This is a genomic window from Streptomyces sp. NPDC047982 (assembly GCF_043204165.1).
Classification (GTDB): Bacteria; Actinomycetota; Actinomycetes; order Streptomycetales; family Streptomycetaceae; genus Streptomyces.
Map to the genome: position 1 here is coordinate 1 of NZ_JBIDBS010000017.1, position 22332 is coordinate 22332.

General features: G+C 68.4%; 22 protein-coding genes and 1 pseudogene. 6 read left to right on the forward strand and 17 right to left on the reverse strand.

Annotation, left to right across the window (positions count from 1 at the left end; translation table 11 throughout):
- The 14 genes and pseudogenes from ACGF2V_RS20865 to ACGF2V_RS20930 all read right to left on the reverse strand — a co-directional run.
- A partial coding sequence (locus ACGF2V_RS20865) for a hypothetical protein (RefSeq protein WP_362710492.1) occupies positions 1 to 356 on the reverse strand: 356 nt, incomplete at its 3' end.
- A 212-nt stretch (positions 357 to 568) separates the two neighbouring features.
- Positions 569 to 1339, reverse strand: a complete 771-nt coding sequence (locus ACGF2V_RS20870; RefSeq protein ID WP_362710494.1) for a Scr1 family TA system antitoxin-like transcriptional regulator — start codon at positions 1337 to 1339, stop codon at positions 569 to 571.
- Positions 1336 to 3294, reverse strand: a complete 1959-nt coding sequence (locus ACGF2V_RS20875) for a hypothetical protein (RefSeq protein ID WP_362710497.1) — start codon at positions 3292 to 3294, stop codon at positions 1336 to 1338. Before ACGF2V_RS20875 ends, ACGF2V_RS20870 begins: the two co-directional genes overlap by 4 nt.
- On the reverse strand, positions 3294 to 3962 hold the full coding sequence (locus ACGF2V_RS20880; protein WP_362710500.1) for a hypothetical protein: 669 nt from the start codon (positions 3960 to 3962) through the stop codon (positions 3294 to 3296). Before ACGF2V_RS20880 ends, ACGF2V_RS20875 begins: the two co-directional genes overlap by 1 nt.
- Positions 3963 to 4091: 129 nt before the next feature.
- Positions 4092 to 4317: pseudogene (locus tag ACGF2V_RS20885) on the reverse strand (DUF5999 family protein).
- 414 nt (positions 4318 to 4731) lie between these two features.
- The gene (locus ACGF2V_RS20890; RefSeq protein ID WP_362710503.1) at positions 4732 to 5598 is read right to left on the reverse strand and encodes an SAM-dependent methyltransferase; all 867 of its coding nucleotides are present in this window, start codon (positions 5596 to 5598) and stop codon (positions 4732 to 4734) included.
- Positions 5595 to 6839 carry a cytochrome P450 gene (locus tag ACGF2V_RS20895; protein ID WP_362710506.1) on the reverse strand — a complete coding sequence of 415 codons (1245 nt, stop codon included), beginning with the start codon at positions 6837 to 6839 and terminating at the stop codon, positions 5595 to 5597. Before ACGF2V_RS20895 ends, ACGF2V_RS20890 begins: the two co-directional genes overlap by 4 nt.
- A gap of 33 nt (positions 6840 to 6872) precedes the next feature.
- Positions 6873 to 8063, reverse strand: coding sequence for a cytochrome P450 (locus ACGF2V_RS20900; protein ID WP_362710508.1), 1191 nt, complete (start codon positions 8061 to 8063; stop codon positions 6873 to 6875).
- Positions 8060 to 8608 carry an ATP/GTP-binding protein gene (locus tag ACGF2V_RS20905; RefSeq protein WP_392912847.1) on the reverse strand — a complete coding sequence of 183 codons (549 nt, stop codon included), beginning with the start codon at positions 8606 to 8608 and terminating at the stop codon, positions 8060 to 8062. The genes ACGF2V_RS20900 and ACGF2V_RS20905 overlap by 4 nt, the downstream gene beginning before the upstream one ends.
- A 28-nt stretch (positions 8609 to 8636) precedes the next feature.
- The gene (locus tag ACGF2V_RS20910) at positions 8637 to 8966 is read right to left on the reverse strand and encodes a DUF742 domain-containing protein (RefSeq protein ID WP_362710510.1); all 330 of its coding nucleotides are present in this window, start codon (positions 8964 to 8966) and stop codon (positions 8637 to 8639) included.
- Positions 8967 to 8989: 23 nt separating this feature from the next.
- Entirely contained in the window at positions 8990 to 9448 is a 459-nt protein-coding gene (locus ACGF2V_RS20915) for a roadblock/LC7 domain-containing protein (protein WP_362710513.1), read from the reverse strand.
- The gene (locus ACGF2V_RS20920) at positions 9445 to 10794 is read right to left on the reverse strand and encodes a hypothetical protein (protein ID WP_362710515.1); all 1350 of its coding nucleotides are present in this window, start codon (positions 10792 to 10794) and stop codon (positions 9445 to 9447) included. Before ACGF2V_RS20920 ends, ACGF2V_RS20915 begins: the two co-directional genes overlap by 4 nt.
- Before the next feature lie 32 nt (positions 10795 to 10826).
- Positions 10827 to 12665, reverse strand: coding sequence for a glycoside hydrolase family 15 protein (locus ACGF2V_RS20925; protein WP_362710517.1), 1839 nt, complete (start codon positions 12663 to 12665; stop codon positions 10827 to 10829).
- 166 nt (positions 12666 to 12831) lie between these two features.
- Positions 12832 to 13254, reverse strand: coding sequence for a hypothetical protein (locus ACGF2V_RS20930; RefSeq protein WP_362710520.1), 423 nt, complete (start codon positions 13252 to 13254; stop codon positions 12832 to 12834).
- Between the two features lie 462 nt (positions 13255 to 13716).
- On the opposite strand from ACGF2V_RS20930, the gene ACGF2V_RS20935 reads away from it, so the two are divergent.
- Positions 13717 to 15105, forward strand: a complete 1389-nt coding sequence (locus tag ACGF2V_RS20935) for a Tat pathway signal protein (RefSeq protein WP_362710523.1) — start codon at positions 13717 to 13719, stop codon at positions 15103 to 15105.
- A 75-nt stretch (positions 15106 to 15180) separates the two neighbouring features.
- Positions 15181 to 15669 carry an SAM-dependent methyltransferase gene (locus ACGF2V_RS20940; protein ID WP_362710526.1) on the forward strand — a complete coding sequence of 163 codons (489 nt, stop codon included), beginning with the start codon at positions 15181 to 15183 and terminating at the stop codon, positions 15667 to 15669.
- Between the two features lie 170 nt (positions 15670 to 15839).
- Here ACGF2V_RS20940 and ACGF2V_RS20945 read toward each other — a convergent pair whose 3' ends face one another.
- The 3 genes from ACGF2V_RS20945 to ACGF2V_RS20955 all read right to left on the reverse strand — a co-directional run bounded on the left by ACGF2V_RS20945 (position 15840) and on the right by ACGF2V_RS20955 (position 17993).
- Positions 15840 to 16457 (reverse strand): DUF6415 family natural product biosynthesis protein, encoded by a 618-nt coding sequence (locus ACGF2V_RS20945; RefSeq protein ID WP_362710528.1) that lies wholly within the window; start codon positions 16455 to 16457, stop codon positions 15840 to 15842.
- A gap of 124 nt (positions 16458 to 16581) precedes the next feature.
- On the reverse strand, positions 16582 to 17094 hold the full coding sequence (locus ACGF2V_RS20950) for a hypothetical protein (protein ID WP_362710530.1): 513 nt from the start codon (positions 17092 to 17094) through the stop codon (positions 16582 to 16584).
- Positions 17091 to 17993 carry a TauD/TfdA family dioxygenase gene (locus ACGF2V_RS20955; RefSeq protein WP_362710533.1) on the reverse strand — a complete coding sequence of 301 codons (903 nt, stop codon included), beginning with the start codon at positions 17991 to 17993 and terminating at the stop codon, positions 17091 to 17093. Before ACGF2V_RS20955 ends, ACGF2V_RS20950 begins: the two co-directional genes overlap by 4 nt.
- A 174-nt stretch (positions 17994 to 18167) precedes the next feature.
- Between ACGF2V_RS20955 and ACGF2V_RS20960 the strand changes: the two genes are divergently transcribed.
- From ACGF2V_RS20960 to ACGF2V_RS20975, 4 genes are all read left to right on the forward strand, one after another.
- The gene (locus ACGF2V_RS20960) at positions 18168 to 18608 is read left to right on the forward strand and encodes an NUDIX hydrolase (protein ID WP_362710536.1); all 441 of its coding nucleotides are present in this window, start codon (positions 18168 to 18170) and stop codon (positions 18606 to 18608) included.
- Between the two features lie 6 nt (positions 18609 to 18614).
- Positions 18615 to 19796: a helix-turn-helix transcriptional regulator gene (locus ACGF2V_RS20965; protein ID WP_362710539.1), complete on the forward strand. Its 1182-nt coding sequence runs from the start codon at positions 18615 to 18617 to the stop codon at positions 19794 to 19796.
- A 242-nt stretch (positions 19797 to 20038) separates the two neighbouring features.
- A complete protein-coding gene (locus ACGF2V_RS20970) occupies positions 20039 to 21532 on the forward strand; it encodes a helix-turn-helix transcriptional regulator (RefSeq protein WP_362710542.1) in 1494 nt (497 codons plus the stop codon).
- A complete protein-coding gene (locus ACGF2V_RS20975; RefSeq protein ID WP_362710545.1) occupies positions 21529 to 22236 on the forward strand; it encodes an HAD hydrolase-like protein in 708 nt (235 codons plus the stop codon). Before ACGF2V_RS20970 ends, ACGF2V_RS20975 begins: the two co-directional genes overlap by 4 nt.
- Positions 22237 to 22332 lie beyond the last annotated feature (96 nt).

Here is a 22332-nt window from a genome sequence, read left to right on the forward strand (position 1 = left end):
GCGTAGTTCTCCTTGATCTGCCATTCCCGGTGCCTGCTCCTGAAAGAGGCGATGTCAAAGGGGTAGCGGCTCAGCGTTTCCACGAGCTGCTCGGGCCCTGCGTCGAAGTCGAAGGTGGCCTTGGCGAGTCTGCCCTGGTGGAGGACCAGGCTGCGGGCGGGGCCGGGACCGAAGAACGCGGCCACCGAGCGGGAGGCGTGCGCATACCGGTCCAGCCAGTCCCCGGACGGAGCGACCGCGTGATCGTCCACCAGCACTCTTTGCGGTGTCTCGCCCTGGAACCAATGCTCGCGCAGCATATGCGCCAACCCGGTGGGATCGGCGCCCGCCAGCGCCAGCCCCAGGTCCTTCAACATCACTTGGTTCCTCCGTCCGATGTCACTTTGCTTCTCCGTTGATCTGAGTGCGCCTGCGCAACCGGGCTGCGGCTCGGTTGCGTTGTGATTCCGGCTGCGCCTGCCGGGCCGGAGCGGCCCGCGAGCTCGTGTACCGCGGCCGAGTTCGAAACATGGTCCGGTGGCAATGGGGGCATGACGCATCCTCGAGAGCGATGACGGATATTGGGGCATCAGACTGTGCACGCAGCCGCACGGGCGAGATGCCACTCGACGGCACGCTGGAGCAGATACCGGGAGCAGTGGGGTGTGGTCTGATCCCACAGCGCGGCGACGGAGGCGGGAGGCTGTTCGCAGGCTCGGTACAGCACACTGCGGGATGACGGCTGAGCGAGCACGAACCCGGCGGGAAGCGTCATCACGACCATCCGGTCGGAGCGTGCCTTGATCCGGCCGGGCATCACACGCACCGTGCAGTCGCCCTGGAGGAGCCACTGCAGCTGTTTCGCCATCACGTCCGAGCGGATCGATTTGGGGTACAGGACGCGCTCGTCGAGCAGAATCTGCGGTTCGCTCCGAAGGTCCAGGGGAGCGCCAGGAAGCGCCCAGGACGGGGTGCTCACCGCTTGGGCGTAGGCGTCGGTCTGCACAGGCGCGGGGACCAGACCGGTTGACAGCCATCGCACCTTTACGGCCTGGCGGGCACAGCCCGCCAGGCGCCGGTGATGGCCGGTCACGTCATCGGCGACGCTTCCCTGGCTGGACTCGGCGGCTCTGGCCAGGCGCTTCAGGGCCCCGGCATCCATGGTGCAGAGATAGAGGCAGCACAAGATGTCCAGGTCATCGACTGTGATCGGGTGATGTCCGGCCTCCATCGCAAGGACGGTCTCCTCGTTGGTCGCGAGCAGCTCGGCTGGTTCCGCGGGGAGAATGTACCGGCGTTCCCGCGCGTCCCTGAGGTAGGCGCCGATGGCCCGTATGACGGGGTGAGCCCATGCGGTCATCGGACATCTCCCACTGGTTCTGTAAGGCTTGGGCATGGCCCGGGCGCGTGCGGGTCGAGGAGACGGGCGATCAGGGTGTGGTCCCAGAGCGGCCGGTCCGGGGGGACCGCCCAGTACGCGCCGTCGGGTGTTGTGCGGCGCCCGTCCTCGGGCAGACGCACCACACGACCGCGGGCCCACACCCGTCCCACGGCTCCGCGCCGTCCCAGCCCGCCCTTACTCGCCGCGGTCACCAGCAGGGCTGTACCGGCGTCCGGCAGTCCCAGAACCGGCCCCCGCCGGGCGGCAGCAGTCTGCTCCAGCAGAGCCCGGCATGCCTCAGGGGCGATCCGGACGAAGTCGTACGTTTCACCAGCGACCTGGGCCCCCACCAGACCGGCGCTGCCCGACGGGAGGTACGCGGGGCCCCGGTCTGCCGGCAGGAGACCCAGCGGATCGTCTGCGCTCTGGCCCGGGCAGGCGATGCGGCGGGGAGGCGGAACGTCGGCAAAGGGGACGATCAGGTGCGGCGGAGTCAGCCGGGCCTCACTGTCGAGCACCCGGGTCGCCCAGCCCTCGACGATGAGCTGTGCACTCGTCAGGCCGGTGGAGTGCAGTTCGTCGAGGCACTCCTCCACGCGTCCCGTGGGCAGGCCGGTCACTGCCGCAATGTCGCGGACGAGGCGTTTCTCGGGTGTGTCCAGGACCAGTGCCCGCCACACGAGACGCACATCGTCTCCCACCGCCTTCCATGTCCGGGCCGGGACCAGTGCGAGGCGCCGTTCGCCGCACACCATGTGAATGGCCGTCAGAAACGACCGGGTGCCAGCGGCCAGCAGGCAGTTGCGCAGATACTCCCGCGCGGTGTTCGGGGTGATGCCCATGCGTTTCGCGGCGTCCGGGATCGTCAGCCCCTCCACAGCCACCAGGGCCAGAACCCGGAGCTCCTGGCCGGTGAGCGGCATCGGTCCACGCGCCGGACGCGCCCCGACTCCGTCGCGGGCCCCGCGCGGCAGACTGAGTTCCGGAGGCGGTGCTACCACCGTCACCTGTGCGTCCAGAACCCCGGCTTCCCAGCCCGCGAGCACCAGCCGGCAGTCCGGCATACCCATGCTCCGCAGGTGCCGCAGCTGCCGGTCGACCTCGCATGCCGGCAGACCGGTCTGCCGGCTGATCGCTCCCACCAGATCACGATCCGCCACGTCCAGGACCAGCCCACGCCACACAGCCGCCAGCGCCTCGGACAGCGCCACGCCGCCAGGCCCCTTCGGAACGGACGGGACCAGGACACCGGCTCGCACCGCCTCGTGCACCAGAGCCCGATGAGCCTCAACACCGGCCACCCGCCCGCACTCCCGCAAATGCGCATATGCCGTCGCCTGGCCCATGCCCGTCCGCTGCGCACAGTCGGCGACACTGAGCCCGGCAGCACGCAGTTCCAGTACCCGAAAGCGCGTGGCTCCCAGGTTCCATAAACGGCCGCTGCTGTCACGACGATGCTGCGCGTAGCCGGGACGGGTCCCCTCCCGCCCGGACAGGACGCCGGCGTGGAATCCGATGCGGATCAGCCCGTGCGGCGGGACATGATGCTGTTTCGTCAACCGGTCGAGGACGGCCGTGACCTCGGCAACGTCCACCTCGGCCAGGGCTGCCAGCTCCGGCACCAGCAGCCGGTCCGGTACGTCCAGGCGCAGTCCGGCCCAGATGAGCTCGGTGCGCGGAGCCAGGTCGGGAATCTCCGACGGCGGCTCCAGCTCCGGACGGCCTGCCCCGTGACGGGCCTCGTAGGTGTAGATCAGTGTCCGCAGACTGCTGCCCGTCACCTGCATCGCGGCGCGGGCGTCGTCGAGTCGTCGGCGCACCGTGACGACGCTGATGCCGAGTCTCAGGGCGGCGTCGGCCAGCGTGTCGCCGCAGGCCACCGCGTCCAGGGCTTCGACTTGGCGGCGTGTCGGGGCCTGTGTCTGTGAGGTCATCAGCGGCCCTCTTCCTGGGCCGCGAGTTCGGCGACGTCGCTCTCCTCGGCCAGGGTGACCCGGCGCAGATCGCGAACGAGCCGGGTCGCCACCGCTGCCGACAGCGTCTGCTCGTCGTCCAGTGGGACGTACCGCTCCGGCACCATGGTCCCCTTGGGCGGCGGGTAGAGATCGGCGTACACGCCAGTGACGTCCGCTTCCCCCACCCAGCACAGAAGTCGGCCTCGGTGGGCCAGCACGGGACACCAGCGCAAGGCGCACCTTGCGCAGGAGGGCGGCATGTCGCTCGGACCGGCGAGGGGTGCAGGTTCGCCTGTCTCCAGGACCTTGGTCAGTACCCACAGCGCTCCGTACTCGGGGTGGCGGGCAGCTGGACTCCGGCCGCAGCCCTGGCACACCAGACGCTCCATGCAGTGGAACTGCCGGTAGGGGAAGAGTTGGCTGCCGTCGACGCGGCCCCCAGGCGTTCCCTCGTATCGGGCGAGCAGAACGTCGATTTGGGGGTAGCGGTCGAAGGGGCCTGGATTGCGGTAGGTGATCCACCCGTCCACGCCGGATACCAGATCCCGTCGCACTGGGGTCTCGCCCGCGGTCAGGGCGATGTAGGGGACATGCCGGGCAGACAACGGCGAAGGAACTCCGGCTGCGTCGACTTCGATGTGATCCATTTCGTCTTCCACGTCATACAGTCCGCCAGCAAACCCCTACCAAGGCTGCCGACCTTTCTCCCGGCTCCGGCTACAGGCCAGGCCTGCGTGATTGCTCAACACGAGCGGACGCACGCGCCGATGCCGTGATCACGCCGCTGCCCCCATCGCCTGGTGATGGGGAAAAGGCCGGCAGGGCTCCACTACGCTCCCGTCCGGCCGTACCCCGCCCGTGTCGGCAAAGCAGAGCAGGCCGTTACACAACAGGCTCCAGCCCTGTTCGGCAGGGACGTACCGACCGTGCGGCGCCGGAGTCGGACGCGCGCGCGGCCGGACAGGGCGGGGAATGGGGACAGCCGGGCGCGGTGACCGGGATGGTGGTGTTCACGGTGTTCTGTCGTTCCTGTCGTCGGATCTCGTAAGAGATGGGTGGAGGTCTGCCGCAAAGGCCCGGATCCCGCCCTGAGGCGGGCTGAGTGTGCCGGTCGGTGCTCGGGAAGACGGCTGTCGCTGTGCCATCCGGGCGGCTTCATCGGCGGACAGCGGCAGACACTCCTCCTCGTGCTTCGAGTCGGTCTGGGCGGTTACGGGGCGGGACCGGCTGCCTCCCGGGCGGTCGGCCGGGAGACAGCCGGGGCGCGGGCAGCAGCGGTTACGGGGGATTGCTGCCGGGCCACGCCGCGCTCTGCGGTGCCGGCTTCGCCGTGCGGCGAAGCCGGCCGGAGAGGCCCCCGGGGAAGCCGTGTCCGCTAGGAGCACCCGTCCTCGCGGACACGGCTGGCTGGGGCGGTCAGCGATGCGCGGGCTGCGGATGGATCGCGATGACCGCGTAGGCGCCGCTGTCGCCGATCGGGACCGGTGCGCGGCACTGTCTCGGGTGATACAGGCCGACCGGGACGATGCCAGGGGCGCGAACACGCCAGGGGTGCGGCTGATCCTCGATCAGATCGCGTATCTGTGCGGCGGTCCGCAGGCGTACGGGCAGCCCCGCTGTGTCGAGACACAGTGCTGCGGCGGCTGATCCGGTACGGCGCAGGTCGGCGGTGAGGTGGGTGAGCGAGAGGACGCTGCCGGGCGGTGCCTGGTCGAGGGCCGCTCCCACGATGGCGTGGGCGTCCGCGTCGTCGTTGATCCAGGGCAGGACGTTGTGGAGCAGCAGTGCTGTGGGCCGGCCCGGGTCCAGACCGTGCAGGGGCAGGTCGCGCAGGACGCGGAGCATGTCCCGGCGCAGGTCTGCGTGTACGAAGCGGTGCCGGGCCGGGGTCTCCAGGAGCTGGGGCCCGTGCTCGATGACGTACGGGTCGGCGTCGACGTGGATGACCGTGGAGTCCGGGCCGGCGGACACGGCCGTGGACGGGAAGCGGGGGTTGTCGCTCGGTAGTCCGCTGCCCAGGTCGACGAACTGCCTGATGCCGCACTCGCGGAGCATCGATACCGTCTGGTGTGCGTACAGGTGATTGAGCTCGACGGCCTGCCCGACCCAGGGCGCCGCACGCAGGAGGCGCTGGCCGAGTATCCGGTCGGCAGGGTGATGGTGGTGTCGGCTGCCGAGCAGCCACTGCGTAAGTCTTGCGCTGGACGCTGTGAGCGGAACGTGGCTGCCCATTGGTGTCTCGGCGGGCGAAGTGGTGCTGACGGGAGCGGTGAGTGTGTTCACCGTGAGGCCCCCTCAGGGGCGGGGTTCAGGACGACCGGGAGGCGGCTGGAGGTGTTCGTGATGAAGCTGGGCACGGGGTCACGGCCGTCGGTGTCGGCCAGACGGGCGTCGGGCCAGCGGCCGAAGAACTTCGCGAGGGCGATCTCCCCTTCGGCGCGCGCGAGTGGTGCTCCCAGACACAGGTGTGCCCCGTGCCCGAAGGCGAGATGGTCCTTCTGCCTGCGCAGGAGGTCGAACTCGTCGGCGCCCTGGCCGTAGGTGCCGCGGTCACGGCCGGCTGCCGCATACGACGCGAGGATCGCTTCACCGGCTGCGATGACGGTGCCGTCGGGCAGGGTGATGTCCTGCACCGCGTACCGCATGGGCAGGTTGGCGATGGGCGCGTCCCGGCGCAGTGTCTCCTCGACGACGTCGCCCCAGGTGGCGCGTTCCTCGTGGATGACGAGGTCGAGCTGGTCGGGGTGAGTGAGGAGGTTGTGGATGGCGTTGGTGATAAGCCCGACCGTGGTCTCGAAACCGGCGGTGATCATCAGCAGCAGGGTGTCGATGAGTTCCCGCTCGCTCAGTGCTTTGCCCTCGTCGTCGCGGGCAGCAACCAGAGCACTGGTCAGGTCATCTCCCGGGGTCGTGCGCTTGAGCCCGACAAGGCTGGCGAGAAGACGGTAGAGCTCAGCGGCGTTGTCCTTCTGCTCCTGCTGGCTGTGAGAAGTCGAGAAGACCACATCGGCGACCCGCCGGAGCCGGTCGTGCTCCGGTTCGGGCAGCCCCATGAGCCGACAGATGACGAGGATGGGCAGACGACGGGCGAACGTCGCTACCAGATCGACCGGTTCCCCGGCGCCATTGGCGTCCAGCTCATCGAGCTCGTCGAGAAGCTTGACGGCGATCGCCTCGATCGCGGGGATCATCTCGCGCGTGCGCCGACGCGTGAACGCGGCCTGGGCCAGGCCGCGCAGCCGGCGATGCTCCGACCCGTACGCGGTGAACATGTTCTGAACAGAGATCCACAGATGCAGCGGCCACGTTTCGACCACGCGCTCGAAATCGGGGCAGTGCGCCCGCGCGTCCTTCGAAACCCGCGGGTCGGTGAGCAACTGCCGCAGCAACTTCGGGTCGCTGACGGCCCACGCCTCGACGCCGAGGACATCGACGCGGGTGAGCGGGCCGCGAGCCCTGAGCTCGGCGTCCTCGCCGGTACGGTCGGGTGCCTGCGGGTTCAGTGCGAAAATGCAGCTGTCCATGCGATTCTCCTCCGTGCGTGCTCGGTCGGTCGGTCAGGCTGCCAGTGCGAAGGACACGGGCAGTGCGGTCAGGGCCCGGTGAAAGGGGCCCGGCCGCCAGGTCAGTTCTTGGGGCTGGCAGGCGAGGTCCATCTCGGGCAGTGCGTCCAGCACGTAGGTGATGGCGGTCTCGGCGATGAGATAGGCGTGGGAGCGTGCCGGGCAGGCGTGCGGTCCGGCGCTCCAGGCCAGATGGGCCCGGTCACCGGCCGTGCGGCCAAGGGCAGGATCGTTGTTGCAGCCTGCCATGGAGATGAAGACCGGCTGGTCCGCGGGCAGCAGGTACCCGTCAAGGTCGACGGGGTAGGGCGGGTAGCTGATGCAGTAGTTGGCCAGCGGCGGGTCCCAGTACAGGACGGCGTCCAGTGCCTGGCGGACGGTGGCGCCACCGGCGTGCACGTCTCCGCAGAAGGTCTCATCCGTCAGCACCTTGAGGAGGGTGTTAACGATCAGGTTGACCAGCGGCTCGATGCCCGCACCGTAGAGGGTGACGAGCTGGTGCGCCATTTCGTCATCGTCGAGCCGGGCGCCGTGCGCGATGAGACGGGAGGTGATGTCGTCGCCGGGCCGGGCGCGCCGGAACGCGACCTGCTCGGTGACGGCTTGAGCGAGAATCTGGTTGCCGCGGACGGCGTGAACGCCGTCGAAGACCTGGGCCATGCCGTCGGCGATACGGCGTCCTCTCGCGTCGGGGCACCCCATCAGGTTGTTCAGGACACGGAAGGTCAGGGGCCAGGCAAACTGGGCGAGCAGATCGGCGTGGCCAGTCGCACGGAAGCCGGCGATCAGATCGGCGGCGGTCTTCTCGACGAGGGCGAGCAGTGCGTGCTGGTCGACCGCCCCGAGCGCGGCGGTGTTCGCCGCCCGGTAGCGGACGCGCTCGGGCCCTGCCGAACGCAGGGCGTTGGGCCGCCACTCCATCATCGGCCTGACCGGGCACGTGTCCGGGACCGTCTGCTGCCACCTGCGGGGGTCCGCCGGGAAGCGCACCTCGTCGTGCAGGATGCGCCGGGCCTGGTCGTAGCCGATGACAAGCGTCGCCGGCACACCGGGGGCGAGAGCAACCGGGACGAGGGGGCCGTGCTCCTGGCGCATACGGGCATAGGCGGCGTGCGGGTCGGCGGCGAACTCCGGTTCGTACATCGCGAAACGGGCCGAGGACGCCTCGCAAGGGGGCGGTGTCATGGAGTGGGGCTCCAATGGGCGTGGTGGGAGGTCAGGTGAGCGAAAACGCTGATCAGGGTGTGCACGCCGGAGATGCGGTCACGGGCGTCGCACGTGGTGAGCAGGACGTGGTCCTCCAGCGCGAGTGCCTGGCGGATCTCGTCGTCCGGATAGGTGGGCGCATCGTCGAACCGGTTGATCGCCACCGCGTACGGAACGCCCAGTTCGTCCAGCAGGCCGAGCGCGTCGTGGGATGCCTCCAGGTTCCGTGTGTCGACCAGGACCAGGACGACCAGCGACCCTTCGACCAGGTCCTCCCACATCGCGCGGAACCGGATCTGCCCGGGCGTGCCGAAGACGTAGAGGACGAGGTCGTCGCTGACGTGGAGACGCCCGAAGTCGATCCCGACGGTGGTATGGGTCTTGCCAGGGGTCTGGCGCAGGTCGTCCACCCCGGCACTGGCCTGGGTGATCGTCTCCTCCATGCGCAGCGGCTGCACCTCGGAGACGGCGCCGACAAAGGTCGTCTTGCCGACCCCGAAGCCGCCCGCGACCGCGATCTTCACAGACCGGATGGCGGTCGTGTGGGCAGGTTCAGACCTGGGCGCGCAGTCCACGGAGTACCTCCTCCAGAATGCTCGTGTCGGGCTGGTCGGGGCGGGAGTCGATCGGTGTGGCCAGGTGTCTGCTGTCGAGCAGATCGGACACGAGGATGCGAACGGTGGACGGCGGCAGGTTCAGGCCAGCCGCGATGTCCACCACCCCGAGAGCTCCCCGCTCCCTGCTGACCAGGTCCATCACCCGGCGGGCATCCGCCGACAGGGCTGCGTCCGGGGCGGCCGCGGCCCTCACCAAGGACTCCAGGCGCAGGCCGGGGCGCGTCGGACGGACCCGCCCGCCGGTGCGGACATAGGGTCTGACCATGTCCGGATCGTGCCGGGGGCCCGTCACCGCTCTGGCGCTTCCGTGACCGGTTGCCTGTCGGCGACCGTCATCTCGTCGTGGACGCGGGCGGCGAGCCGGAGCATCTCTTCGGTGATCGCGGCAACATCGACCTCCAGGGCGGTGGTCTCCACCCCCAGCAGCATGTTGTGCCCGGCCCGCGTGACCAGGTACAGGCACCCGTCGGTTTCGAGCATCACCTGACGAAGAACTTCTCCGCCGGACAGCGCGACGTACGACAGCGCGGCCGCGCGGAGGGCCGCGGTAACCGCGGCGAGCTTCTCCGCCTCCTCCTGACCCTTCTTGTCCTGATCCCTCTTGTTCTCCCGGCCCGGGGCGGATGTCCGGGAGAACAGCAGCCCGTCGGCGGAGATCAGCAGCGCGCCCCGGACGCCGGGTACCTCCGCGAGATGGCGGTCGAGCAGCCAGCCGAGCGGGTTGGAATGCGTGTCCGCGTATTTCATGCCGGGTCCTTACCGTTCGTCGTGGGGATCTGACGGGCGCGGCGGGTGCCCGCGGCCCAGGCGGCGGCCGCGCTGGAGGTGCTGAGACGCCCGAACTGCCCGTCACGGGGCGGCTGCGTCGTCCGCGCGGGGTATGCGGATGCAGTGCGTCGTACGGTCAGGCCGCTCGCCGTGGTCGCCGCAGGCGGCTCGGGCACCGCCCGCAGCACAGCCGGGGCCCCCGCACCGGGTGAGTCGGGCGGCAGTTTGGTGAGCAGATTGTTGGGGATAAAGACCGTCGCATTGGTGCCCATACGGTCGTTCGGCGCCTCCACCGCGACCTCGAATTTGTATGCGCGGGACAGGATCCCGGCCACCGGGAACCCGGTCCGCGGGTGCGCACCGAGGCGGGTGACGTCCGCCGGCTGTTCGCCGGCCAGGATCCGCCGAGCTTCGGCAAGCTGTTCGGGGCTCATCTGGAGCCCCGCATCGGCGATGATCACGGCGACGCCGTGATGCCCCTCTCGCAGCTTGACGTCCACCGTTGTAGGCGAGTACCGAAGGGCGTTGTCGAGCAGGACCGCGAGGGTGTGCATGATCGGGCCGACGTGGCTGCTGGAAACCGCAATGTCAGACTCCTCGTGCTCTATCCGCTCGTACCCCTCCACGTGGTTCATGGCCGCGCGCAGTACGTCCGTCAGTGAGGAGGCCGGCCATCGCCGCGACAGCTTGCCGCCGCTGAGCACCACGTAACTGCGGGCGTCGAGCAGCAGCTGCTGTCCGAGATGATCGATGCTCATCCACGCCGCATAGTCGTCGTGTCCGGCGGGTTTCCGGATCGCGTCGCTGATCTGCTGGCTGACCCGGGAGGCGGTCGCTCCCAGGGCGGACGCGACACTCCGCACCGCTGCCCGCGTCGCCTCCTGCGCTGCCCTGCGGGCATCATCCGCAGCGGCGCGAGCCTCCATTTGAACCTCAGCGACCTGCGCGCTCGTGGCCATCTGCGCGTCGTACTGGACCTGCCGAACAGCACAGGCCAGAGCCTCGACCACCTCCCGCAGCCGGTCAGCCACCACCGATGCTGTGATCTCCTTGGGCACGGACAAGTCCGCGCCCTGGCCCTGGCCGGGACGCACGGATGCCGCCTGGAGCTCGGGGATCACCTCGCGGGCCACCTCGCCGAGCACCATCTCGACCGCCCGCATCTGCTGCTCGACCGCCCGCATCTGCTGCTCGACCGCCCGCATCTGCTGCTCGACCGCACCGGCCTGCCGATGCAACCGGTCTGCCCGCCGCCGCTGCGCCCGCGCCTGATTCCGGTAGTGCCATGCCGCGCCGCCGCCCGTCAGAGCCAGCGCCGACGGCACTCCCGTGAGGAGGACCTGCTGTATGAGCGTGCTCATGCGGCCATCACCGGCTCCACCGCACGCGTCAGCTCGCCCAGCAGAACGGCACTGTCGACCAGGCCGAGCATGGAAAACGCCTGCGGGAAATTACCCAACTGCCGTCCGGAAACGGGGTCGTACTCCTCGGCAAGCAGACCGACATCGTTCGTCAAGGCCAGCAGCCGCTCGAACAGCTCGACTGCATCGTCCACCTGGCCGGCCAGCGCGAGGTCGTTCACCAGCCAGAACGAGCAGAGAAGGAACGCGCCTTCGTCACCGCGCAGGCCGTCGAGACCTTCCCGGCCACTGGCCGTCGGGTAGCGGTGCACCAGCCCCTCGGGCGTCGCCAGTTCACGGCGCACCGCGGCCACCGTGCCGACCACGCGCGGGTCATCGGGTGGCAGGAACCCGGTGCGCGGGATCAGGAGCAGCGACGCGTCCACTTCCTGCGACCCGTACGACTGCGTGAATGTGTTCCGTGCCGCGTCGAAGCCCTTGTCGCAGACCTCGGTGTGTATCTCGTCCCGCAGCTCGACGAGCCGGGCTCGATCGGCCGGGGGCATGCTGAGCACGCCAGCGTCGGTCAGGCGTATCGTGCGGTCGACGGCCACCCATGCCATGACCTTGGAGTGCACAAAGTGCCTCTGGCCGCCCCTAACTTCCCAGATCCCGTCGTCGGGCTCGCGCCAGTGCTTCTGGATGTAGTCGACGAGCCGCAGGTGCAGGGCGGCGGTGCTGTCGCACCGGGCGAGGCCGTGCTGGTGCGCCACGTACAGCGTCTCGATGACCTCACCGGGCACGTCGAGCTGCCGCTGGCCCGCGGCACCGTTACCGACACGCACCGGCGCGGAACCCTCGTAACCGGGCAGCCAGTCCAGTTCCCGCTCGGGAAGGTCACGCTCGCCCGCCACGCCGTACATGATCTGGAACTTCTCCGGAGCACCCCCCAGCGTGCGCAGCAGCCACTGCTGCCACGCCTCCGCCTCCTGCCGGAACCCGGCGCGCAGCAGGGCTGACAGGGTGAGTGAGGCGTCCCGGAGCCAGGTGTAGCGGTAGTCCCAGTTCCTCCCCCCGCCGAGGTCCTCGGGCAGCGAAGTGGTGGGGGCCGCGATCACCGCCCCGGTCGTTGCGTAGATAAGTGCCTTGAGCGTGATCAGAGCACGGGTCACCTGTTCGCGGTAGGGGCCGTCGTAAGTGAGCTGCCCCGCCCACTCCTGCCAGAAGCCAGCGGTTTTGGCGAGTGCGGCCTCGGCGTTCGGAACGTCAGGGGCAGGCGCGTGGGAAGGCTGCCAGCTGAGGGTGAAAACGACCCACTCGCCGGCCCTGGCGGTGAAGGCGTGGCGAACGGTGCCGTCCTTCTCGATCCCGGGTACGGCCGTGTCGAGCCAAAGAGAGTCCGGCCCACACACCACAGCCGTGCGGCCACGGTCGTCGTAGATCCACGGCGTGTGCTGTCCGTAGCCGAAGCGCGCGGACATGGCCGACGTCATCTCCACCTCGCCGGTGACACCCTCGACGATCCGGACCAGCTGCGCGGTCTTCTCCTCCTGAGCCGGCATGAAGTCGATCACGCGGACCGTACCGGTCGAGGTGTCCCACTCAGTCTCGAGGATGAGGGAGTCACCGCGGTAGCAGCGCCGGTCCGCGTACGGGGCCGGCACGCCGGTGGGAGTGGCGGGTCCGATGCGCCAGAAGCCGTGCTTCTCGGTACCGAGGAGGCTGGAAAAGACGGCGGTCGAGTCGAAGCGCTGCAGGCAATGCCAGTCGATGGAGCCGTCACGGCAGACCAGGGCAGCGGTCTGCATGTCTCCGATGAGCGCGTAGTCCTCGATACGCGCGGGGCGGCTGTTCATGGTGTCCGTTCTCTAGCGGGGAGTCTGGCGGGCAGTGGTGCGAAGCGGGGACCGGACCGCTGCCATGCGTAGAGGAGCGCAAGCGCACCTATGGCGGGCACGATCAGGCCGGCGAAAACAGCGACCCGGGCGTTGGAGTACCCGTCGCCCCGTCGCGTGTGACTGCTCATGCATGGCACACCTCCCGAACCGGTGAGACGTCCCACTGCACCGAACCACGGCCCAGACGCTCCCGCTGCGCACTGAGCGCCTCGTACAACGCCACCGGATCCGTGGTCGCTGCGCCGGCACCGAGACTGAGCTGCTCCACCCAGACGCAGGACGCGCAGGACCCTCCGTAGCTCTGCTCGCACCTGATGGTCCTGACCGTGGTGTGACGGCTGCACTTGGCGTGCGTTTCGATCCAACCGTCAGCAGTGCCCGACTTGACCGGGATCAGGAGTGTCGCGTGCTGGCGGCAGGCCAGGTACGGACCGACCTCCTTCCCGGTCTCGACGAGCTGGGCGATGGCGTTCAGGCCTAAGGCCAGGCCCACCCGGACCACGTCGAACGCGGCGGGGAGGCTGGGAGCCTTGCCGAAATGCACCATCACAGGGTGAAGAGGGCGAGTGCTCAGATGGGCAGTCATCAGCTCTCCGGTCAGGACGGGCAAGGCCCGTCGGGAGGTTTCGATCGCGGCAGCCGCCGGACAGCCGCAGTGCTGAGCAGGGCGTCCGGCGTAGCCTGCGGATTGGAGCGAGGCCGGAACCGTCGGTGGGCGCGGCTGCGTTTGCTTACCGCCGTGCACCAGACATAGGCCGAGGCATGTCTGATGGAGCACCGGCTTCAGCGCCAAGCGAGAGGCGACTGAGCGGAGAAGCACGGGCTGCCTCCTTGGAGCGAATCGGATACCGGAAAGCGCCGAGCGTCGTTGACGGATCACGCATGGGTGTGAACGCCCGCTGAAAACGGCTACGTTGAGGAAACCGTGAAACACCGTTGGTGGGCAGGCCCGGAGCGAGGGCAACCCCGTCAAAGGCGTCAAAGATCGTTTTGAGGTCAGGGATCGTCCATGGCTCGTACGCGCAACGAAGCGCTGGCAGCTCGAATCGCGGAGACCGGCTGGTCGCAGCCGAAGACCGCCGCCGCCGTCCTCCGGGTCGCTCAGGAATCCGGAGCCACCGAGCTGTATGGCATCAGCCGGTCTCACATCGCCATGTGGGTCCAAGGGACGCGCCCCAGCGGACGAGCACCTCATATCCTCTGTGAGACGCTGACGCGGAAGCTCGGCCGCCCCATCGCCCTGGGCGACATCGGACTGGCCCCTGGCCCGCACCAGGCCGAGAACGACAGTTCCGACTGGAGCGCCGACACGCAGATCATGCTGGCCGAGTTGGGAAGAGACGACCTCGACATGCTGCACAGACGCCAAGTACTGGCCGGCACCGCCTACTCCGTGTCCGGGCTTGCCATCCCCAGCCGCACATGGTGGGAGCAGGCTCCGAACACGGCCACAGGACGCCCCGTGAACTCGTCCCAGACCGTCACCACAGCGGACATCGACGACATCCGCCAAACCACCGCCTTCTTCTCCGCCCGCGACCAACGGCGTGGAGGCGCCGCTGGCCGCTCCGCACTTGCCGCACACCTGAGCCTGGAGGCCGCCCCGTTCCTCGCCAGGCGCTTCCCCAGCGAACAGATCCGCCGCGACCTGTACTCCGCCGTCTCCGAGATGGCCTACCTCACCGGATGGATGGCCTTCGACGCCTCCGAACACCGACGCGCGCAGCGCTACTTCATCCTCGCGGCGAAACTCGCCGCCGAAGCCGGTGACGGTCCCCTCGCCGGACACATCCTGCGTGCCATGGCGCACCAGGCCGTCGACCTCGGACACCCCCGTCAGGCCCTGGACCTCGCCTCCGCATCCATGGAACCGGCACGCTACGGCCGGGCGAGCTGGCGAGAGAAAGCTCTGCTGGGCATCGTCCACGCCCGGGCCCTGGCTGCCTCCGGCGACCGCAAGGGCACCCTCGCAGCGATCAGCCGTGCCGAACGCGACCTCGGCCGCCATACCGGGGACGCCCCGGACCGGGTCGGCTTCTTCGCCGAGGCATCCCTCGCGCACGAGACCGCCTGTGCCCTGCGCGACCTCGGCAACCCCCGCGACGCCGAGATCCACTTCCAGCGCAGCGTCGCCACCCGGCGCCGCCAGCTCTACGCCCGCACCCACAGCGTGACCCTGGGCTACCTCGGAGCCGTCCAGGTCCGCCAAGGCCGCCTCGATGAGGCATGCCACACCTGGACCCAGGCCCTGGACGCCATGACCGGCATCCACTCCGGCCGCACCCGCGACATCCTCGTGCGCATGCAGCAAGACCTCTCCCCGGTCCGGCCACGCGGAGGCCGCCACGTCGCCGAACTCGACCAGCGCGCCCGCGAAATGCTGCGCACCATAGGCTGACCGCATCACACGAACCGGCCCCCACCGCCACGCACCCACAGCACCGGCGGTACCGGGGACAGAAAGGGAACAACAGTGACGCCAGAGAAGCCGATCGAGATCACCCCGATCGCCACGGTGGTGGGCGGCCACACCAGCGTCCTGGACGACTACCAGGGAGGAACCGAAGCGATCATCCGGCTCCACGACGCCTACCCGGTCGAGACCCTCCAGGGCATCGAGGACTTCAGCCATCTGACGGTGACGTGGCGCTTCCACCTCGCACACCCCGAAGACGTGCAGCTCCACGCACGCAGCCCGCGCGGCAACAGCCGCTGGCCGGCGACAGGAACGTTCGTCCACCGCAACCACCGAAGGCCGAACCAGCTCGCCATCAGCTACCCGCGCCTGCTCGGCGTGAACGGCCGGGACCTCCTGGTCACCGACCTCGACGCGGTCGACAGCACCCCGGTAATCGACCTGGCACCCTACTTCGAGGAAATGGGACCCCGCGGCCCTGTACAGCAGCCTGCTTGGCCCAGCGAGATGCTCACGCACTACTGGGCCGACGCCAGCAGCCGGTAATTCACCCATGGTTCGCGAGGCACGGTGCTTGCCCTTGAGCGTTGGCTGCTCCGACGAAGGGTGCGAAAGCTGCTGGCTCAACCTCACCTCAGAGCCTTGTGTCTGCGGCGAAGCACCACGACAGGCTCGTACTCCGGCCAGGACGGGATGAACCCGTCGGGAAAAGACGGTCACCGCGGCCGCCCGGCGGCCGTGACACGGAACACGGAATCGAGTGGGCTCGGCGTGCTCGCCGCCGCTTCCTGACCGGAGCCCAGCAGCCCGGGCACAGGCCACGGATCGTCCATCTCGGCAAGCAGCGCCCGCACCCGGAGGGCCAGCTGCCGCAGATGGACGCGCGACCCCAGGAAGTCGTCCAGCGGCGGCGCCTGCTCGGCCAGCTGCCGGGCCTCGTCCAATGCCTGAGCCCACGGTCCCGACCGCGGCCCCTGGGCACCGAATTGCATGAGGTGGCCGCGCAACCGGAACAGGAGGTCCTGTACGTCCCGTTGCGTCTCCGGAACGGGGGCTTCCTCATCGAGAACCAAGGCGATGGTCTCTCTGGCGCACGCGACCGAGGACCGGACGACAGGACTCGGCCCGTTCCTGTCGAGGAACCGGTCGCGCACCAGGCTGATGATGCGCGCAGCTCGGTCCCGCACGCGCTGCCCCCACGAGTCCGTGCGCGGGTGGGCGCCGAGAGACCCCTGCGGGGCAACGGCCACGGTCCACACGGTGGCGCGCCCTGCGCCGACGGCCGGCCGACGGTTTCGCCCGTGCCCGGCGAAGCGCCAGGAACGATCAGACATGAGCATCCTCAATGCGTAAGAAGAAGGAAGAAGAGGGCCACCGGGGCTGGTGAGGCGGGGCCGTAACCCACGGGGGACGGCGTACGGACCGCCACGCACCAGCCACGGTGACCGGTCTGAGGGGCTATGGCATACAGCCGCCGAACAGCCGCAGTGCGTCACGTACGCACTCGACGAGTTCGGTGCCATCGAGCAGCGGACAAGGGGCCCGGGTGCGGGCGTCCCATGGAGGGGTGTCCCATCGCCAGCCGGATGAGGGCGGAAGGATCAGACGTTCCCCTGCCCCGGATTCGACCCGGATGTTCTCCATCCCGGCAAATGCGCTGCCGGTCCCGGCCCGGATCAGGAGAGTGGCCTGGTCCTGAGGCGAGATCAGACAGGGTACCGGCCCCATGTCCCGTCGTCCGAGCAAAACCATGGTCTCCAGACCGACCTCGCGCGGAACCGTCACGGTATCCATGGCGGAACAGGTCGTGCTCAGCAGGCTGCCCGGATTTTTCCTCAGGTCGGCGGCAGCACGGTCCCACGAAAGGAGCGTCGTTTCGACGAGCAGGGGCCAACACAGAACCCGCTCATATGCCTCGACCACGGCCCCCATATCCGAAGCCATGGGAGGCCAGCTCGCAACCGCCTTCATGGCGTACTCCTGCCGTCGCCGTCGCCGCCGCTGGACAGGGAACCCATCTGCGATACGGGCGTCTCGGTGACATCCAGGACCGGAGGTGAGCACCGTGCCGACGAACCCCCGTTAAGGGCCAGGACCGCGGCGACGCTTTCGGCCCGATCGGTACGGAATCCGGGCTGGAGGGGAAACAGCGGGCTTCCCAGGGCGCGCACACACAATCGTGGGCCGCTGAATGCTGCACGGGCATGGAGGTAGCGGTGATTGTCGATGAGGTAGCCCTGCCCCGGCGACAGCGTGATGGTTCGCTGGTTGGCCGTGATGGCTGCTCTCACGCCAGGCAGGAAACGACCCACCACAGGACTGAACTGGGCAAGATCGTCCTGCCGGTAGCGGATCGACGTCCGGCCGCCCGGGTGACGGGTGAGCAACTGGCTGGGGCGTCCGCCGCCGTCGCCGTAGAACGCGGTCCCGGGCCGGCTCAAGAGTTCCACGGCCTCCGGGACCGTGGCGGCCAGGTGATCGTGAACGGCCTGCCCGTCGGTGAGGAACACCTCGCCACCGCGCACCGGGCGCCGGAGACAGACCAGAAGCATGAGCCGCGGCGGCTCCGGAACGCTCGATCCCTCGGTGTGGGCATGCAGTTCGCCGGTACCGAGACCCGCCAGCCCAGGCCGCCGCGACTCCCGTCCGATGTCACGGATCGTGGTGAGGGCGTCCGGGTCGCTGTGACGATGTGGCACCAGCGTCATGACCCGCCGGGCGAACGCGAGGACCGACGCCCGGGATCCCAGCCCGTCCACCATCACCAGGCCATGCTCGCGTACCCGCTCGGCGATCCGCCCGTCGGCATCGCCTATCTGCGGCTGGGTAGTACGGCTTTGGATTCCGGCAGTTCGGGCACACGTCAACATGGATGGATGTGCTCCTCTGTGAATCGGACGCGTTTCGACCAGGGTGCGAAGAGCGCGGGCACCTGGTAAAGCGACAGATTGTCGACCCGGACAATTCGGGTTGGAAGCCCGAGGGCGGTGGCCGGCTGCTACGGTCCGGGGGCCTGGTCCACCCGTCGCACCCTGGGAAACTGCATGTCGTATCAACCGTCGCTGTGGCCGGTCTCGGTCAAGGCCGTGGCCCTGGACCACCAGTCGCGTGTCCTTCTGCTGCACAACGAGCGCCAGGAGTGGGAACTGCCCGGCGGACGCCTGGAGATCGGCCCTCCGTCCGGATCGAACCCAGCCGACCACAGCCTCGAAGAAGCCGTGGAGCGAGAACTGCGGGAGGAAACCGGCTGGGCCGTCAAAGCCGGCACCCTCCTCGACACCTGGATCTACGAGCCGCTCCCCGGGCGTCGGGTCCTGATCGTCACCTACGACTGCATGGTCCTCACACCGGACACGCCCCCGGCCGTCAGCCACGAGCACTCCCACGCCGGACTCTTCGCCGAGCACGAAGTACCCACACTGACCATGCCGGATGGCTACAAGCGGTCCATCGCCGCCGTGTACGCCGCCCGGAAGAAGAGGTAGCCGGGCATGACCAGGCACGGCACCGACAGTGCGCAAGCCCTGCGACCGTCCTTCCCTCACGCCGCATGGCGCTGGGCCACACCAGAAGCCCAGATGGTTCTGGCCACCCGAGACCTCGCGGCAATCATCCGCTTCCACCGCCGCGTGCACGGTCAGAGCCAGGCGGAGACCGGTGCCCTGCTCGGCTACGACAAGACCTACGTTTCCGCGATCGAGCTCGGCAAGCGCCGACTCACGGATGTCGCTGTTCTGCGGCACATCGCTGACCGGCTCGCCCTGCCGCCGCACGTTCTGGGCGTCACCGACCCCGCCGACACCGACTTCCGGGCCATGGTCCAGTTCGGCCAGTCCACCGTGCGTCTCGCCGAGATCGCCCGACAGACCGGACACGCTTCGGAAGCCGTCACCGAACTCTGGCCGCTCGTCGCCAGGCTCGAAGCCCGCGCGCGAGACGGACACACAGAACGCGAGGCACTGCGCCTCCTCGCCGACGCTCGTCTGGGACTCGGCACCGCCCTGGGCAACGTCCTGCCCGAAGAACGTCTCGCCACCGCCGCTCACTGGACCGCCAAGAGTCTCAACGTCGTGAGCTTCCTCGACGACTCCCCACTGACCACCACCGCACTGCGCATGCACGGAAACGAACTGCGCAAAGCGGGGCTCATCGGCGCTGCCGTCAACCGCCTTGTCTCCGCCGCGTCCCTTGCTCCCAACCGAGAGAGCCGCGCAGCGGTCCTGCCCCTCCTTGCCCGTGCAGCCGGCGCCCTCGGCAACGCCTCCCTCTTCGACCGCGCCATCCAGGAAGCAAAGGCTCTTCTCGACGCGGTCGACCACACAAGCCTCGTGAACCCGGTGGCTCTTCACGAAATCGAGCTTCGGGGTCTGATCGGCACCGGCCGCGCGAGCACAGCCATACTCCGAGCTGAACAAGAAACACCCGCACCGACCATGGCCGTCGCACCCCAGTGGCGCGTCATCGAACTCACCACCAACGGCAAGGTCCGCCTCTTGGGCGGAGACACACGCGGCGCCACAGAACTGCTCACCCAAGCCGTATCCCAGGCACAGGCCCAACGACTGCCGCACCAACTGCAACGCATCATCCGCGCTGGCGGCCACGCCCTGCCCGAGGTCAGCAGCGCAGCCACACAAGCCCTCGCGCAACTCAGGACCGAGATGGCCGCGTAGTGCTTGCGTGTCCGACAGTGCGTGCTCTGTCACGGTCCGGTACACAACGCCCCCCTCCCAATACGCGTCGGCGGACACCGCGCCGCTGCCTGCTGCCTGGTTGTACTGCGGCAGTGGCACGAGTCTGGGGTCGACGGAGATCGACACGCATCGCCGTGGCGATATCGCTACCGCGATATCAATCTGCGCATAGCCTGTAAGTAGCCGAAAGTTGAGCTCAACCCAGTACGACGGGTGCTGTCATGAAGATGCCGATCCGGGTGTGCGGCAAGTGCGGGAACGTGCTGAGTCAGTACAACCCCGACCCCATGTGCGCATCGTGCTCACGTACCAACGCCGCGCTCAGGGTTCCTGACCGGGCATGGCGTGACGAGCAAGTGCAACGAGCCCTTGCTTCCTGGGAGTTCGGTGTCTTGCTTCGTTTGCTACGACGACGGTCAGGGCTGTCCCAGATGGACGTACGCGCCCTGACCGGGCTTACCCAGTCGTACATCTCCGACCTCGAAAACGGTCGCAAGCAGCTGGGAGGCCGAGATGCCATCATCGACCTCCTCAACGGCCTCGACCTCCCAACTGACCTGCGGCCGCTGCTCCTGACGCCCTTAACAGGATGGGATCAGACAGCGGCTTCGGAGGCGCTGGACCCGGCGATGCCGTGGACGGCGGATCGTATGGTGACGTCACTTGAAGTGGCTGTCGGAGGTGCCATGAAGCGTCGAAGCGTGCTGACCGCCTTGAGCGGAGCCGGTCTCACTCAATATGTCCTGCAGTCGGCCATCGCCCCCATGGAGGCGCTGGCCGCAGACACCCGCGACGGAACGCGGGTGACCATGCCTCTACTCACGTCACTGCAGACCACCACTGACGCACTGAGGCAGCTGGACGCGAGCAGCGGCAGCGGAACCCTGGCCAGCACCGCCAGGAAACACTTGCAGGTCCTGCTGGGCCTGATGAAGACCGGAACCTTCGACGAGCGGACAGGCCGCCGACTCGCAGCGGTGACCGCAGACACCGCCATTCAGACTGGGTGGTACTCGTTCGACGGCGGCAAGCACGACGAAGCACAACGGCTCTTCCTTGGTGCACTGCGTGCGGCTCACGCATCAGGGGACTCAAGGCTCCGCGCCGGTGCACTGTCATTCCTGGCCATTCACGGCTACTCGGTCGGAGATCCCCGCGAGGCAGTCACTGCTGCCCGGACAGCACGCCAGAGCCTCAGTGACCAGGACGTGCCGGCCTTGCACGCCATGCTCCTCACGCGCCAAGCGCGAGGTCACGCTCGACTGCGAGAAGAACGGCACGCTCTGGCAGCCCTCGAAGAAGCGGAAGCCCTGTGCGCCAAGGGGCGCGGAGAGGATGAGCCGCATTGGCTGTATTGGATCAATCCAGGTGAGATCCTCGGCCAGCGAGGCAGCTGCTTCCTCGAGCTGGGCCGTCCAGCCGAGGCCGCATCCGCCTTCGCTTCAGCTCGCGGCGTCCTGAACCGTGAAGAAGCTCGGACCAGGGCCCAGTTCCTCACCCGCGCAGCAACGGCACAGATGCGCGCGGGCGACGCAGACGCCGGTGCCGCTACCGGACACGAAGTGCTCACCATGGTGGACGGCATCCGGTCCGCCCGGCTCGACGAACATCTGCACTCGATGCTGCGCGAAGCGCGCCAGTTCGGCAGCGCAGCCCCTGTCCGTATGTTCCTCGACCGGGGCGAGGAACTTCTGAAGGAGCGAGCGCTCGCATGATTCTGGTGCTATGGGACGTCGACCGGACTCTGCTCTACGTCGGTGAGACCGACCGCTTGGTGTATCGCGAGGTGTTTCGCGAGATAGTTGGCCGCGACGCGCAGACGCTGCCCGCCAGAGGAACCGGTGTCACCATGCCGCTTGCCGTGCGGGAACTGCTCTCCGCCAATGCTGTCCCCGAATCGGAATGCGATCACCTCGCGCGCTTGATGGTTGAACGCCTTCCCAGTCAGCTGAATCGCCACCGCGAGGCACTGCGTCGCGAGGGACATCTGATGCCCGGCGCGGTTGGGGCTCTGGCGGCCGTGCACCAGTCTCGACTGCTTGTCCCGACGATTGTGACTGGCAACCTCAAAGCGAGCGCAGAGATCAAACTGTCCGCCTTCTGCCTTGCGGACTACCTAGACATGAGTATCGGAGGCTACGCTTCCGACGACTCCCATCGGCCCGCCCTCGTGCGCATGGCACAGGACAGAGCTGAGGCGTTGTACGACCATGTCTTCGGCCGCGAGAACACCGTCATCATTGGTGACTCTCTGCAGGACGTCCGTACGGGACTGGAAGGCGGCGCGAGAGTCATCGGTGTTGCCTCGGGAACGACCTCGGCTGAACAACTGGCCACCGAGGGAGCCGACGATGTCATTCCGGATCTGACGAACGCACAACGAGTCGTGGAACTGATCCACACGGTCGCAGGTAGATAGCAGGCCGACAGCTCTGACCGAATCGCCCTTCGGCAGCCACTACGCGGTCCGTCTCCCCGGATGTCCTGAGCCACGCCAGGGAAGGGTGGCCGGACG

Excerpts from the sequence above, each read along its gene's own strand:
- ACGF2V_RS20950 (WP_362710530.1), bottom strand. The coding sequence starts at position 17,094 with ATGAAGGCGGTTGCGAGCTGGCCTCCCATGGCTTCGGATATGGGGGCC.
- ACGF2V_RS20910 (WP_362710510.1), bottom strand. The coding sequence starts at position 8,966 with ATGGTCAGACCCTATGTCCGCACCGGCGGGCGGGTCCGTCCGACGCGC.
- ACGF2V_RS20875 (WP_362710497.1), bottom strand. The coding sequence starts at position 3,294 with ATGACCTCACAGACACAGGCCCCGACACGCCGCCAAGTCGAAGCCCTG.
- ACGF2V_RS20945 (WP_362710528.1), bottom strand. The coding sequence starts at position 16,457 with ATGTCTGATCGTTCCTGGCGCTTCGCCGGGCACGGGCGAAACCGTCGG.
- ACGF2V_RS20975 (WP_362710545.1), top strand. The coding sequence starts at position 21,529 with ATGATTCTGGTGCTATGGGACGTCGACCGGACTCTGCTCTACGTCGGT.
- ACGF2V_RS20925 (WP_362710517.1), bottom strand. The coding sequence starts at position 12,665 with ATGAACAGCCGCCCCGCGCGTATCGAGGACTACGCGCTCATCGGAGAC.
- ACGF2V_RS20880 (WP_362710500.1), bottom strand. The coding sequence starts at position 3,962 with ATGGATCACATCGAAGTCGACGCAGCCGGAGTTCCTTCGCCGTTGTCT.
- ACGF2V_RS20965 (WP_362710539.1), top strand. The coding sequence starts at position 18,615 with ATGACCAGGCACGGCACCGACAGTGCGCAAGCCCTGCGACCGTCCTTC.
- ACGF2V_RS20870 (WP_362710494.1), bottom strand. The coding sequence starts at position 1,339 with ATGACCGCATGGGCTCACCCCGTCATACGGGCCATCGGCGCCTACCTC.
- ACGF2V_RS20960 (WP_362710536.1), top strand. The coding sequence starts at position 18,168 with ATGTCGTATCAACCGTCGCTGTGGCCGGTCTCGGTCAAGGCCGTGGCC.
- ACGF2V_RS20955 (WP_362710533.1), bottom strand. The coding sequence starts at position 17,993 with ATGTTGACGTGTGCCCGAACTGCCGGAATCCAAAGCCGTACTACCCAG.
- ACGF2V_RS20935 (WP_362710523.1), top strand. The coding sequence starts at position 13,717 with ATGGCTCGTACGCGCAACGAAGCGCTGGCAGCTCGAATCGCGGAGACC.
- ACGF2V_RS20915 (WP_362710513.1), bottom strand. The coding sequence starts at position 9,448 with ATGAAATACGCGGACACGCATTCCAACCCGCTCGGCTGGCTGCTCGAC.
- ACGF2V_RS20895 (WP_362710506.1), bottom strand. The coding sequence starts at position 6,839 with ATGGACAGCTGCATTTTCGCACTGAACCCGCAGGCACCCGACCGTACC.
- ACGF2V_RS20970 (WP_362710542.1), top strand. The coding sequence starts at position 20,039 with ATGAAGATGCCGATCCGGGTGTGCGGCAAGTGCGGGAACGTGCTGAGT.
- ACGF2V_RS20930 (WP_362710520.1), bottom strand. The coding sequence starts at position 13,254 with ATGGTGCATTTCGGCAAGGCTCCCAGCCTCCCCGCCGCGTTCGACGTG.
- ACGF2V_RS20900 (WP_362710508.1), bottom strand. The coding sequence starts at position 8,063 with ATGACACCGCCCCCTTGCGAGGCGTCCTCGGCCCGTTTCGCGATGTAC.